Source organism: Paraburkholderia sp. BR10882 (assembly GCF_040948855.1).
Taxonomy (GTDB): Bacteria; Pseudomonadota; Gammaproteobacteria; order Burkholderiales; family Burkholderiaceae; genus Paraburkholderia; species Paraburkholderia nodosa_A.
Window position 1 is genome coordinate 130,589 of record NZ_JBFPKP010000016.1, and the last position, 13,466, is coordinate 144,054.

Below are 13,466 nucleotides of genomic sequence, written 5' to 3' on the forward strand. Positions count from 1 at the left end.
CATGGAAAAGCAGCGGCCGTTGGCCGCTGTTTTCATTGGCGATGGGCGTAGGTGATACCGAGCTAAGTCAGCCTCGCACCATCTCGCCATTCTTGCGCCGCCAGAGGTCGAGCGGATTGGCGTCCATCAGCGCCTGCGGCAGCAACTCGGCCGGGAAGTCCTGATAGCACACGGGCCGCAGGAAACGCTCCATCGCGCTCGTGCCCACCGAGGTCGCGCGGCTGTCGGACGTGGCCGGGAACGGGCCGCCGTGCACCATCGCATGCGTGACTTCCACGCCGGTCGGGAAGCCGTTCACGAGCAGTCGGCCGGCCTTGCGTTCGAGGATCGGCACGAGACGCATCGCGGCGGGCACGTCGGTGCGGTCCATCTGGATCGTCGCGGTGAGCTGGCCCGCGAAGTGTTCGGCCACGGCGAGCAGTTCGGCTTCGTCCTTGCAGCGCACGAGCGTCGAGGCCGGCCCGAACACTTCGTCTTCGAGGGCGGGTTGCGCAAGGAAGGTTTGCGCGTCGGTCACGAAGAGGGCGGCGAACGCCTGGTTCGGGCCGCTCGCGCTCTGGCCTTGCGCGAGGGCGCTCACGCCCTGGGTTTCGGCGAGGCGCCGCGCGCCTTCTTCATACGCCGCATGGATGCCCGCCGTGAGCATGGTCTGCGCGGGCTTGATGCCCAGCGCCTGCGCGGCGGCCTGCGCGAACTGGTCGAGCGCCGGTCCCTCGATGCCGATCGCCAGGCCCGGATTCGTGCAGAACTGACCCGCGCCGAGCACGAGCGAATCGACGAAGCCCTGCGCGATGGCCGCGCCGCGCGCCGCGAGTGCCTCGGGCAGAAGGAACACGGGATTGATGCTGCTCATTTCCGCGTAGACGGGAATCGGCTCGGGCCGGTTCGCGGCGATGCGCATGAGCGCCGTGCCGCCCGCGCGCGAGCCGGTGAAGCCAACGGCCTTGATGGCCGGATGCGCGACGAGCGCCTCGCCCACGGTGCGCCCCGCGCCGACGATGAGTGAGAACACACCCTCGGGCAGCCCCATCTCCTGGACGGCCTGCTGGATCACGCGGCCCACCATCTCTGAAGTGCCGAGGTGCGCGCCGTGCGCCTTGACGATGACCGGGCAGCCCGCCGCCAGCGCCGCGGCCGTGTCGCCGCCCGCCACCGAGAACGCGAGCGGGAAGTTGCTCGCGCCGAACACGGCGACCGGGCCGAGCGCGATCTTCTGCAGACGCAGGTCGGCGCGCGGCAGCGGCTTGCGCTCGGGCAGGGCGGCGTCGAGCGTGGGCGTGAGCCATAGGCCCTGGCGCACTTCCTGGGCGAACAGCTTGAGTTGGCCGACGGTGCGGCCGCGCTCGCCTTCGAGGCGCGCCTTGGGCAGGCCGGTTTCCGCGTGGGCGCGTTCGGTGAGCGCGTCGCCGAGCGCGGCGATGCCGTCGGCGATACGTTCGAGGAACGCCGCGCGCACGGCGAGGGGCAGCGTGCGGTACGCGTCGAACGCCTCTGCGGCGAGCTGGCAGGCGGCGTCGACGTCGGCGGCCGTGCCGCTGCCGAAGGCCGGCGCGGGGATCGCTTCGCCCGTGGCGGGATTGAAAGCCGCGAGCGGCTTTTCCGAGCCGCGCACGGCGCGGCCTCCAATGAGCATGTCGCCAGTGATTTGCATGATGTCTCCGAGTCTCGTTGCAGTGAGTTAAGTCATCGTACAACTATCATACGCCAGATCGTCGCCGCCGCACACCGAGGCGGGCGCCTTTGGCAATCGGGCGGCGCTACAGGCGCGCAACTTCAAGCTTTGTCGGTTATGATTCCCGTTCCATGGCAGGGTAAACACGGCATTGGCTCCGTCGGCGACCAAGCCTAGAATGTCGTCAGACAACGTACCACAAAGCATTCAAACCGCGATCCAATCCGCGCGCCGCCCGCGCCAAGGAGACAACCCCGATGTCCGCCCCCGCCAACCGTTATGAGGACCTGCTGGAGTCAGCCAGCGCCAAGGTCCTGAGGCACGTGCTCCCGCTCTTCCTCATCATGTTCATCGCGAACTATATCGACCGTGTGAACGTCGGTTTCGCCGGCGCGCACATGAAAGCCGATATCGGTCTTTCGGCGGCGGCGTATGGGTTCGGCGCGGGGCTATTCTTCGTGGGCTACGCGATCTTCGAGGTGCCGTCCAACATCCTCATGCAAAAGTATGGCGCACGCGCATGGCTTACGCGCATCATGGGTACGTGGGGCGTCGTGGCCGCCGCCATGGCGTTCGTGCACAACGACACCTCGTTCTACGTGCTGCGCTTTCTGCTGGGCGTTGCCGAAGCGGGTTTCTTTCCCGGCGTGATCTATTACTTTGCGCAGTGGCTGCCGCAGAAAGAACGCGGCAAGGCGGCGGCCGTGTTTCTCGCGGGGTCGGCGTTCGCCTCGGTGCTCTCGGGTCCGATCACGGGCGCGTTGCTGTCGGTGCGCGGCCTCGGTCTCGCGGGCTGGCAGTGGATGTTCCTGATCGAAGGCGGCTTTTCCATCGTGCTGTGCGGCGTGAGCTGGGTGTTCCTGAAGTCGCGCATTCGCGATGCCCACTGGCTCACGAACGACGAACAGGGCGCGCTCGAAACGTACATGGTTCGCGAGCAGGCCGAGCGCGAAGCCGCCACGGGCGCGCACGTGCCGGTCCTGCGTCTCCTGAAGGACCCGCAGATCGTGCTGTTCTGCCTCCTCTACTTCGCGATCCAGCTCACGATCTACGCGGCCACGTTCTGGCTGCCCACGATCATCCGCAAGATGGGTGATCTCAGCGATTTCCAGGTAGGTCTCTACAACGCCATTCCGTGGATGATCGCCATCGTCGCGATGTACTGCTTCGCACTGCTCTCGGCCAGGTACCGCTTTCAGCAGGCGTGGCTCGCCGTCGCACTGGTGATCGCGGCCTGCGGCCTGTTCGCTTCGACCTCGTCGGACCCGGTGTTCTCGTTCGTGGCGATCTGCTTTTCGGCCATCGGCTTCAAGGCGGCTTCGTCGCTGTTCTGGCCGATGCCGCAAGGCTATCTCGACACCCGCGTGGCCGCCGGCGTGATCGCGCTCATCAATTCGCTCGGCAACCTGGGCGGGTTCTTCGCGCCGGCCACCTTCGGCTATCTTCAACAGCATACGGGCTCGATTACGGGCGGCCTCTACGGCCTCGGCGTGACCTCGCTGATTGCGGCCGCCGCCGCGTTCCTCGCCCGCAACAAGCCGTCGCGCCGCGCCTTTGCCGACGATTCGGTTCGCAGCGGCGCGCACTGAGCCCGCGCGCACTCCTCAATCGAGAAGGAAACCCACACCATGAACCAGCCGAACCCCGAACGCTTCTTCGTCTACGTCGCGAATTCGAAAGACGGCGACATTGGCGTGTTTCATCTCGATGCGCGCAATGGCGCGCTCGCGCCGCAAGCCCGCGTTGCCGCGCAGGACAACGTGATGCCGATGGCGCTCTCGCCCGATCGCCGCCGCCTTTACGCGGCCACGCGCGGCGCGGACAAGCGCATCAACGACTACGCCATCGACGCGCAAAACGGCAGTCTCGCGCCGCGCGTGCAGACGCCGATCGAATCGAGCCTCGCGTATCTGTGTGCCGAGCCGCAGGGGCGTTTCCTGCTGGGCGCTTCGTACGGCGAGCATCGCGTGAGCCTGTATGGCGCGAACGAGCTCGAGAGCGGCAATGGCGCACCGCTGCAGGTGATCGACGATATCGAGCACGCGCACGCCGTGATCGTTTCCGCCGACGGGCGCTTCGCCTATGCGTCGTCGCTCGGCAGCGACCGCGTGTTTGCTTTCGCGCTGGAAGACGCGGGGCGCCTCGTCGAAATCGGTGCAGTCGATCTCGGTACGGGCTTCGGTCCGCGGCATCTGCGCTTTTCGCCCAACGGCGACGTGCTGTACGTGCTGAGCGAATTCCGCGCGACGGTGGCGGCTTTCGCGCGCGACGCCGCCACGGGCAAGCTCGCGGCGCTGCACGTTTCGCCGCGCGCGCCGGTGCTCGCGCATCTGAAGGACGGCTTTGCGCGCCCGAGCCCCACGGACCCCGTGCAGCCCGACCCCGCCGTGCTCGCGAAGCTCGTCTGGGCCGCCGACATCCACGTCTCGCCCGATGGGCGCTTCGTCTACGTGTCCGAGCGCACGACGAGCCAGATTCTCGCGCTGCGCGTGGCTCAAGACGGCGCGCTCGAATACGTCGGCGCGACCGCAACGGAATCACAGCCGCGCGGTTTTCGCATCGACCCGACGGGCCGGTTTCTCGTGGCGTGCGGAGAAAAATCGCAACACGTGTCGGTCTACGCGATCGATGCGGCGAGCGGCGCGCTCACAGCCGTCTGGCGCGGCGAGGGCGGCAACGGCGCGAACTGGGTGGAGATCGTCGCCGCCCACGCTTGACCGCTTCAATCCAGGGTTTCGATTGTCAGGGCGCAGCGCGCCGCACTTTTACAGGTAATCCGTTCATGTCTACACAAACCGTTCAACCGAACGCCACGCCCGTTGTGACTGAGTTGCGCGTCGTGCCCGTGGCGGGCCGCGACAGCATGCTCCTGAACCTCTCCGGCGCGCACGGTCCGTTCTTCACGCGCAACGTCGTGCTGCTGCGCGACAGCGCGGGCAACACCGGCATCGGCGAAGTGCCGGGCGGCGAGGCGATTCGCAAGACGCTCGAAGACGCGCGCGCGTTCGTGGTCGGCCAGTCCATCGGCAATATGCAGTCGGTGCTCAACACCGTGCGCAAGCAGTTCGCCGATCGCGACTCGGGCGGCCGCGGCCTGCAGACCTTCGACCTGCGCACCACGATTCACGCGGTCACGGCGCTCGAAGCCGCGCTGCTCGACCTGCTCGGCCAGCATCTGAACGTGCCCGTTGCCGCGCTGCTTGGCGAGGGGCAGCAGCGCAGCGAAGTGGAAATGCTCGGCTACCTGTTCTTCATTGGCGATCGCAACAAGACCGATCTGGCCTACGCGAGCGGCGCCGATGGCCGCGACGACTGGGAGCGCCTGCGCACCGAAGAGGCGATGACGCCGGATGCCGTCGTGCGCCTGGCCGAAGCCGCGCAAGCGCGCTACGGCTTCAACGACTTCAAGCTCAAGGGCGGCGTGCTGGCGGGCGACGCGGAAATGGAAGCGGTCACGGCGCTGGCCGAGCGCTTTCCCGAAGCGCGCGTGACGCTCGACCCGAACGGCGCGTGGTCGCTCGCAGAAGCCATCCGCCTGTGCCGCGACAAGCACGACGTGCTCGCCTACGCGGAAGACCCGTGCGGCGCGGAGGGCGGCTACTCGGGCCGCGAAGTGATGGCGGAATTCCGCCGCGCCACCGGCCTGCCCACGGCCACCAACATGATCGCGACCGACTGGCGTCAGATGGGCCACGCTATCCAGCTGCAATCGGTGGATATCCCGCTCGCCGACCCGCACTTCTGGACCATGCAGGGCTCCGTGCGCGTAGCGCAGATGTGCAACGACTGGGGCCTCACGTGGGGCTCGCACTCGAACAACCACTTCGACATTTCGCTCGCGATGTTCACGCATGCAGCCGCCGCGGCGCCCGGCAAGATCTCGGCGATCGACACGCACTGGATCTGGCAGGACGGCCAGCGCCTCACGCGCGAGCCGCTGCAGATCGTGGGCGGCAAGGTGCAGGTGCCGCAAAAGCCCGGCCTTGGCATCGAGATCGACATGGACGAGCTGGAAAAGGCCCACGCGCTCTACCAGGAGCACGGCCTCGGCGCGCGCGACGACGCGATCGCCATGCAATACCTCATTCCCAACTGGAAGTTCGACAACAAGCGTCCGTGCCTCGTGCGCTGAACGCCGTCTTCGACTGAACACCTTTACTGACTTCGCAACAGGATCAAGACCATGACCACGCCGCAAGAACTCAAGCAAATCGTCTCCGAAGGCCTGCTTTCGTTCCCCGTGACCGACTTCGACGCGCAGGGCAACTTCCGCGCGAGCACCTACGCCGAGCGCCTCGAATGGCTGGCCCCGTACGGCGCGAGCGCGCTGTTCGCAGCGGGCGGCACGGGCGAATTCTTCTCGCTCACGAAGAGCGAATACTCGCAGGTCATCAAGACGGCCACCGAAACCTGCAAGGGCAAGGTGCCGATTCTCGCGGGCGCGGGCGGCGCCACGCGCGTGGCCATCGAATACGCGCAGGAAGCCGAGCGCAACGGCGCGCAGGGCATTCTGCTGATGCCGCACTACCTCACGGAAGCGTCGCAGGAAGGCATTGCCGCGCACGTGGAGCAGGTCTGCAAGGCCGTGCCGAAGATGGGCGTGATCGTCTACAACCGCGCCAATTCGAAGCTCAACGCCGACATGCTCGAGCAGCTCGCCGACCGCTGCGAGAACCTCATCGGCTTCAAGGACGGCGTGGGCGAGATCGAGGCGATGGTGACGATCCGCCGCCGTCTGGGCGACCGCTTCTCCTACCTGGGCGGCCTGCCCACGGCCGAAGTCTACGCGGCGGCGTACAAGGCGCTGGGCGTGCCCGTGTATTCGTCGGCGGTGTTCAACTTCATTCCGAAGACGGCCATGCAGTTCTACCGCGCGATTGCCGCCGACGATCACGCGACGGTGGGCAAGCTCATCGACGAATTCTTCCTGCCGTACCTCGCCATTCGCAATCGCCGCGCGGGCTACGCGGTGAGCATCGTGAAGGCGGGCGCGAAGCTCGTGGGCCGCGATGCGGGCCCGGTGCGCGCGCCGCTCACCGATCTCACGCAAGAGGAAGTGGCGCAGCTCGACGTGCTGATCAAGAAGCTCGGCGCGCAGTAACGCGTTTGGTGTTCACGCCATGCTCGCGCCAGCCGGCGCGCGGCATGGCTGCTTGCGACAGGGGCCTTGCTGCCCTGTTTGCTCGTTGAGGGCGTGGCGCCGGTCAGGCGTTGTCGCCGAACAGGTCCAGATTGGCGCGCTCGCGCTTTTTGCCTTCGGTGCCTTCGGCCTTGCGCGTGCGGCGCGCGGTCTTTTCGCGGCGCGGCTTGCCGAACACCTCGTCGGGCGTGAAGCCGAATTCGGCGATTGCCTCGCGCACATTGGCCAGCGCCTCGTGCGCCGCTTCGGCGCGCGCGGCTTCGATGCGCTCGTCGAGTTCGCGCTTCTGGGCGAGCAATTCGAGGTAGGTAGCCATCGATGATTCTTGTCGAGTGAAAACGAGCCGCTGATTTTACGCGTTGTGCGGGCTTCGCGTGGGCTTTACACCGCAATTTCCGGCATCAAAGATACTCGGCGAGCAGCGCCACCACGACGCCCGACAGCCCCATCAGCAACGCCGCGAGCCACAGCGACCCGCGCGCTGGCGCGCGCACCGAGGCGGGCAGGCGCTTTTTCCCGCTCACCATCGGGCCGACCAGATTGTGGCCTTTCACGAGGGCATAGACGGCAATCGCGCACACGTGCAGCACGACCGCGGCCGCGAGCAGGTCCCAGCCCCACGCGTGCAGGCCGGCTATCGCATTGGCGATTTTCGCGGGCACGATTTCGCTGAGCGGGCCTTCGTCGGCGATGTCGTTGTTGTCGTAGAGACCGGTGAGCGTTTCGACCAGCAGCAGCGCGAGCAGCAGCAGAACCATCCAGCCGCCGGCCGCGTTGTGACCGACCTGGACGTCGGGCTCGCGCCGCAACAGATGGCGCAGATTCTCGATCGCCTTGCGCGGCGAGGCGACGAAGCGCGAGAAGCGCGCGGTCTCGCTGCCGAAGCAGCCCCACAGGATGCGAAACAGCACGAGCGCGAGCAGCGTCTCGCCGAGGCGCACGTGCATCTGCATCCAGTTCATGCGCTGCGTGATGTAAGCGGCCGCCACGAGCACTACGGTCAGCCAGTGGAAGAGGCGCGTGGGCAGGTCCCAAACGGGCACGCGGCGCTCGGGCCGCTCAGGGTGCTCGGGACGGTGGCGGGTTACGGAGGTCGTGGAGTTCATGATTCGAGGCGAGCGGCCGGGCGTGGCGCTCGAGGCCATCATAGGCCAGGAACGCGCGCGCCATGTACGGCGCAATATACGCACCTGCGATCCCTCAGCGCCTACGTGGCGTCGTGCGGCGACTTCGGCGATACTTGCCGCTCGCCTTACATCTCTTGCAATTTGATTCCGCAGATGGAAAAGAACCGACTCGAAGCCTTCAGCGATGGCGTGCTTGCCATCATCATCACGATCATGGTGCTGGAACTCAAGGTGCCGCATGGCAATGATCTCGCTGCGCTCGCGCCGCTGTGGCCGGTTTATCTGAGCTACGTGTTGAGCTTCATCTACGTGGGGATCTACTGGAACAACCATCACCACATGCTGCAGGTGGCGCGCCGCGTGAACGGCTCGGTGCTCTGGGCCAACCTGCATCTGCTGTTCTGGCTTTCGCTGCTGCCGTTCACCACGGGCTGGATGGGCGAGAACGAGTTCGGGCGCTGGCCGACCGCGCTCTACGGCGTCAACCTGCTGCTCTGCGCGCTGGCTTACGTCGTGCTGCAATTCACGCTGGTGCGCTACCACGGCATGCAGAGCCCGCTTGCCGTTGCGCTGGGCAATGACGTGAAGGGCAAGATTTCGCCGGTGCTGTATCTGGCGGGGTTTGCGCTCGCGGCGTTCGACTATCCGCGCATTGGCGCGATCTTCTACTTCATCGTGGCGCTGCTCTGGCTCGTGCCCGACCGGCGTATGGAACGGCTCGCCCTCGCTGCCGGCGAAAAGAAGGAAGAGTAAACAGCAGTGGGGCCGGCGCGCGTGCGGCCGGCCCCTTCGCACATCACATCGTCATCAGCCTGCCAGGTGCTTGCGCTTGGCGAGTTCCTGAGCCTTGGCGTAGTCGGCCTGGATCACAGGCAGACCTTCCGTGGCAGCCTTCTTCAGGCCCGCGTCGCGGCCCGAGGCGATCTCCGCCTGGAATGTCGAGAGCGTCTTCTGCTGGCCGGCCAGCGCGACCTGCTCGATATACGTCTTGTCGAAGTCCGCGCCGCGCAGGTTATTGATGCTGCCGATCACGGCCGCATCCGGGTCGTTGCGCGGCACGTCCACGCCGCGCGGGCTCGCCGCGCGCATCGAGTCGGACAGCTTCGTATAGTCGGCCACCAGTTTTTCCGCGAAAGCCTTCACTTCGCGATCGGTCGAGCGCGAATCGGCAATGCGTGCGGCATCGCGCTGCGTGGCGACGGTTTGCGTGCCGTCCGCGATGAAGGCTTTGTCGGCTTCGTGCAGCTTGCCGGGTGCGGCCGAAGTCGAGGCAGAAGCCGCGGTGGGCGCGGGGGTCTGCGCATGGGCGCTCAGCGTCACGGCGCAAAGGCTGGCGGCCGAAGCCGCGATGAGCGAGGCAAGCGAGAGGCGAGTCATGTGAACTCCTTTCTGCGTAGTTGGTATCGATTGCCGCGCAGGGCTGTGTCATGCGGCTTTTCGTGCGGCTCTGCGCGGGACCGTTGTGGCGAGGCGCCTTGCTGCTCAACGGTCTGGGGAATTCTATGAAGTCGTTCGCCGTTCAGGTGAAACGATTGCTTCGCTTGTGTAACGGTTGGTAAGAGAGCATGCGACAGAGATAACGATCCGCGTATTCACATCGACGTCATGCGTTTATGCCAATACGGCGTTTTCCATTCGCGCCAACCGGCGCACAATGTCCCTCGCGCGCAAAAAAACGTAGGCCAACGAGGAGGAGACAGGATGGACGACGAGCTGGTTGCAACCGCATCCACCACACAATCGACTGCCGCAGCCACCACCGCCGCGAATTTTCGCTGGCGCGTGCTGATCTGGCTGCTGTTCGGCGGCATCATCAACTACCTCGATCGTGCGAATCTCGCGATCGCCGCGCCCGGCATGATCCACGACCTGGGCCTCACGCGCACGCAAATCGGTCTGCTGGGCACAGTGTTCGCGTGGACCTACGCCGTGATGCAGTTGCCGGCGGGCTGGATCATCGACCGCTTCGGTGCGAAGCGTGCCTATGCAGTGGGCATGATCTGGTGGAGCGTGGCGACGTGGCTCACCGGCGTCGTTGGGTCGATCTCGGGCCTCATCGTCATGCGCGTGCTGCTCGCCGTGGGCGAGGCGCCGTGCTGGCCGACCTCCGCCAAGATCACGGCCGCGTGGTTTCCCGCCAAGGAGCGCGGCTTCGCCACCGGCATCTGGGATTCGTCGTCGAAGTGGGGCCCCGCGCTCGCGCCCGCCGTGCTGGTAGCGTTGATGATCGCCTTCGGATGGCGCTCGCTCTTTCACGTGACGGGCGCCATCGGCATCGTCTTCGCCGTGCTGTTCCTGTTTCTCTATCGCAACCCCGCGCAAAGCAAGCGGCTCACGAGAGAGGAATTCGCCTATATCGAAGCGGGCGGCGGCGGCCACGAGCGCTCGCTCACCACGGCGCCCATTCGCTGGCGCGCGCTGTTCGCCTCGCGCAGCGTGTGGGGCATGATCTTCGGCTACTTCTGCGCGATCTGGCTGTGGAATATCTTCCTCGTGTTCCTGCCGCTCTATCTGCTCGATCGCTTTCATATTTCGTTCGCACAACTGGGTATCTACGCGAGCATTCCGTGGTTCGGCGGCGCGGCGGGCGAGATCGTCGCGGGCTGGGTCGCGAAGAAACTCGTGGATCGCCGCATAGCTTCGCCCATGGTCGCCAAGCGCATGCTGATCGTGGTGGGTGCAATCGGTGCGGGCGTGTGCGCGGCGGCGCTGCCATTGGCGAGCACGATAGGCGCGAGCGTCGCGCTGATGACGTTGGGGCTGGCGTTCATCGCCGCCACCATTGGCAACGCGTGGGCGCTCGCGGCCGACATCGCCCCGTCGTCGATGGTCGCTTCCGTGAGTTCGATCCAGAATTTCGGCGGCTATTTCGGCGGGGCGTTCTCGCCGGTCGTGGCGGGCTTTATCGTCGACCGCACCGGATCGTATTCGCTGGCGTTCATCATGGGCGGCGCCATTGCGGGCTGCGCGGCGCTGTTCTACTGGTTCATGGCGCGCAGCACGGTGGGCCAGCCGGCGGACGCGGCTTGAGGAGACGAACATGAACGCCTGCGAACGCTTTCCCTGGCGCGCGCATCGAGCCGAATCCCCGCCATGGCTCGGGGCGCTTCAGCGCCTTATTGCACCTGGCTGCGCAGCGCCTTGGCGGCAGCGACCATGTTGGTCAGCGCCGGAAGGACCTCGGCCCACTGTCGTGTCTTCAGACCGCAGTCCGGGTTGACCCACAGGCGTTCTGCCGGAATGCGCCCGGCGGCCTTCTGCATCAATTGCACGATGTGCGCTTCGGTCGGGATGTTCGGCGAGTGAATGTCGTACACGCCCGGCCCGATTTCGTTCGGATACCTGAAGTCATCGAACGCGTCGAGCAGCTCCATGTCCGAGCGCGAGGTCTCGATCGTGATGACGTCCGCGTCCATATCGGCGATCGATGCAATGATGTCGTTGAACTCCGAATAGCACATGTGCGTGTGGATCTGCGTTTCGTCTTCCACGCCGTTCGCCGTGATGCGGAACGATTCCACGGCCCAGCGCAGATACTCGCCCCACTGCGCGCGGCGTAGCGGCAGACCTTCGCGCAGCGCGGCCTCGTCGATCTGGATCACGCCCACGCCGGCCTTCTCCAGGTCGAGCACTTCTTCGCGAATGGCGAGCGCGAGCTGGTAGCACGAGACCGAACGCGGCTGGTCGTCACGCACGAAGGACCAGTTGAGTATCGTCACCGGGCCCGTGAGCATGCCCTTCATGGGCTTGTTCGTGAGCGACTGCGCGTAGGTGATCCACTCCACCGTCATCGCCTTCGGGCGGCTGATGTCGCCGAACAGAACAGGCGGCTTCACGCAGCGCGAGCCGTACGACTGCACCCAGCCGAACTGGCTGAACGCGTAGCCGTCGAGCTGCTCGCCGAAATATTCGACCATGTCGTTGCGCTCGGCTTCGCCGTGCACGAGCACATCGAGACCCAGTTGCTCCTGCTCTCGCACGCTGCGCTCGATTTCGGCGCGCATGGCGGCCTGGTAGCCCGCGTCGTCGAGCGCGCCGCTCTTGAACTGGCTGCGCGCCTGGCGGATTTCCGCCGTTTGCGGGAACGAGCCGATCGTGGTGGTCGGGAAGGCGGGCAGCTTCAGGCGTGCGGCCTGCTTCGCGGCGCGCTCGGCATAGGCGTGCTGACGATTGCCGAGCTGCGCATCGATGCGGGCGATCGCAGCCTTCACGGCGGGGTTGTTCACGCGCGGCGACTCGCGGCGTGCCTGAACGGCGGCGGCGTTTGCCGCGAGTTCGGCTGCGACCTTGCTGCGGCCGGCATTCAGCGCCGTGGCGAGCACCTTCACTTCGTCGAGCTTTTGCAGCGCAAACGCGAGCCACGAACGGATTTCGATGTCGAGCTTCTCTTCGCTTGCGAGGTCCACCGGCACGTGCAGCAGCGAGCACGACGGCGCGATCCAGAGGCGCTCGCCCAGTTGCTTCGCGAGCGGCTCGAGCCATTCGAGCGTGGCGTTCAGATCCGTCTTCCAGATGTTGCGTCCGTTGATCGCGCCCACCGAGAGCACGCTCTGGGCAGGCAGCTTTTGCGCGGCCAGCGCGACTTCTTCGCGGGCGTTGATCGCGTCGATATGCAGACCGTCGACGGGCAGCGAGCACGCGAGGTCGAGATTGTCCTGCAGCTGGCCGAAGTAGGTGGCCAGCAGCAGCTTGACGCTACGCAGCTCGAAGCCTTCATACGCCGTCGCAAACGCGGCGCGCCAGGCCGGATCGAGTTCGGTCACGAGAATCGGCTCGTCGATCTGCACCCATTCGACGTCCATCACGCGGAAGTAGTCGAGCAGTGCGCGATAGACGGGCATGATGCGCGGCAGCAGCGCCAGCTTGTCCGAGTCGTCCTTGGCCTTGCCGAGCCACAGGTACGTGAGCGGCCCGATGATCACGGGCTTGGCCTTCACGCCCAGTTCGCGGGCTTCGCGCAGTTGCTCCGAAAGACGCGAGGTGTCGAGGTTGAACCGCGTATCGGCCGTGAATTCGGGGACGATGTAGTGATAGTTCGTGTCGAACCACTTCGTCATTTCGCCGGCCGCGACGCCGCCGCAGCACGCGGCATGGTCCTCGCCGCCCGCCGCCGAGCGGCCACGCGCCACGCGGAAGTAGTTGTCGAGCTTGTCGCCGTGGAAGCCCTGCACGCGCTCGGGCAGGTTGCCGAGCGTGAAGCTCATGTCGAGCACCTGGTCGTAGAACGCGAAGTCACCGGCCGGCACGAAGTCTAGACCCTTCTGGTTTTCCCAGTGGCGCTTGCGCAGTTGCGCGCCGAGCGCCTTCAGTTCGTCGCGCGAGGATTCGCCTTTCCAGTAGCGTTCCAGACCGGATTTGAGTTCGCGTTTCGCGCCGATGCGCGGAAAGCCGAGATTGTGCGTGGTGACCATGTGCGGTGCCGTCCGAAATGAAAGTGCTGAAAACGATCCAGAGTGGCAGCGATGATAGACGTATCCGATGATGAAGAAAAATGGCATTATTTCATCCATCCATTAGTTTTTTTCAT

Annotated in this window: 11 protein-coding genes; 6 read left to right on the forward strand and 5 right to left on the reverse strand. The window is 65.8% G+C overall.

What is annotated here, in order from left to right; translation table 11 throughout:
• Window positions 1-67: 67 nt before the first annotated feature.
• Complete coding sequence (locus AB3X99_RS30960) at window positions 68-1,651, reverse strand: aldehyde dehydrogenase (NADP(+)) (protein WP_342946239.1); 1,584 nt, start codon at window positions 1,649-1,651, stop codon at window positions 68-70.
• 278 nt (window positions 1,652-1,929) lie between these two features.
• Between AB3X99_RS30960 and AB3X99_RS30965 the strand changes: the two genes are divergently transcribed.
• The 4 genes from AB3X99_RS30965 to kdgD all read left to right on the forward strand — a co-directional run bounded on the left by AB3X99_RS30965 (window position 1,930) and on the right by kdgD (window position 6,773).
• Complete coding sequence (locus AB3X99_RS30965; RefSeq protein ID WP_368603541.1) at window positions 1,930-3,261, forward strand: MFS transporter; 1,332 nt, start codon at window positions 1,930-1,932, stop codon at window positions 3,259-3,261.
• A gap of 39 nt (window positions 3,262-3,300) precedes the next feature.
• On the forward strand, window positions 3,301-4,389 hold the full coding sequence (locus AB3X99_RS30970) for a lactonase family protein (protein WP_368619068.1): 1,089 nt from the start codon (window positions 3,301-3,303) through the stop codon (window positions 4,387-4,389).
• 65 nt (window positions 4,390-4,454) lie between these two features.
• Window positions 4,455-5,804 (forward strand): glucarate dehydratase, encoded by a 1,350-nt coding sequence (gudD, locus tag AB3X99_RS30975; protein ID WP_368619069.1) that lies wholly within the window; start codon window positions 4,455-4,457, stop codon window positions 5,802-5,804.
• Window positions 5,805-5,855: 51 nt separating this feature from the next.
• Entirely contained in the window at window positions 5,856-6,773 is a 918-nt protein-coding gene (gene kdgD / locus AB3X99_RS30980; protein WP_028206318.1) for a 5-dehydro-4-deoxyglucarate dehydratase, read from the forward strand.
• A gap of 103 nt (window positions 6,774-6,876) precedes the next feature.
• On the opposite strand, the gene AB3X99_RS30985 is transcribed toward kdgD, so the two are convergent.
• Together AB3X99_RS30985 and AB3X99_RS30990 are read right to left on the reverse strand one after the other, a co-directional pair.
• Window positions 6,877-7,128 carry an H-NS family nucleoid-associated regulatory protein gene (locus AB3X99_RS30985; RefSeq protein ID WP_069267075.1) on the reverse strand — a complete coding sequence of 84 codons (252 nt, stop codon included), beginning with the start codon at window positions 7,126-7,128 and terminating at the stop codon, window positions 6,877-6,879.
• 85 nt (window positions 7,129-7,213) lie between these two features.
• Window positions 7,214-7,918 carry a cytochrome b/b6 domain-containing protein gene (locus AB3X99_RS30990; RefSeq protein ID WP_368619070.1) on the reverse strand — a complete coding sequence of 235 codons (705 nt, stop codon included), beginning with the start codon at window positions 7,916-7,918 and terminating at the stop codon, window positions 7,214-7,216.
• Between the two features lie 174 nt (window positions 7,919-8,092).
• Here AB3X99_RS30990 and AB3X99_RS30995 point away from each other — a divergent pair, with 174 nt between their 5' ends.
• Complete coding sequence (locus tag AB3X99_RS30995; protein ID WP_368603537.1) at window positions 8,093-8,692, forward strand: TMEM175 family protein; 600 nt, start codon at window positions 8,093-8,095, stop codon at window positions 8,690-8,692.
• A gap of 54 nt (window positions 8,693-8,746) precedes the next feature.
• On the opposite strand, the gene AB3X99_RS31000 is transcribed toward AB3X99_RS30995, so the two are convergent.
• Window positions 8,747-9,316, reverse strand: coding sequence for a DUF4142 domain-containing protein (locus AB3X99_RS31000; protein WP_368619071.1), 570 nt, complete (start codon window positions 9,314-9,316; stop codon window positions 8,747-8,749).
• 324 nt (window positions 9,317-9,640) lie between these two features.
• Here AB3X99_RS31000 and AB3X99_RS31005 point away from each other — a divergent pair, with 324 nt between their 5' ends.
• Entirely contained in the window at window positions 9,641-10,969 is a 1,329-nt protein-coding gene (locus tag AB3X99_RS31005; RefSeq protein ID WP_368619072.1) for an MFS transporter, read from the forward strand.
• Between the two features lie 86 nt (window positions 10,970-11,055).
• Here AB3X99_RS31005 and metE read toward each other — a convergent pair whose 3' ends face one another.
• Entirely contained in the window at window positions 11,056-13,350 is a 2,295-nt protein-coding gene (gene metE, locus AB3X99_RS31010; RefSeq protein ID WP_368619073.1) for a 5-methyltetrahydropteroyltriglutamate--homocysteine S-methyltransferase, read from the reverse strand.
• Window positions 13,351-13,466: the final 116 nt, after the last annotated feature.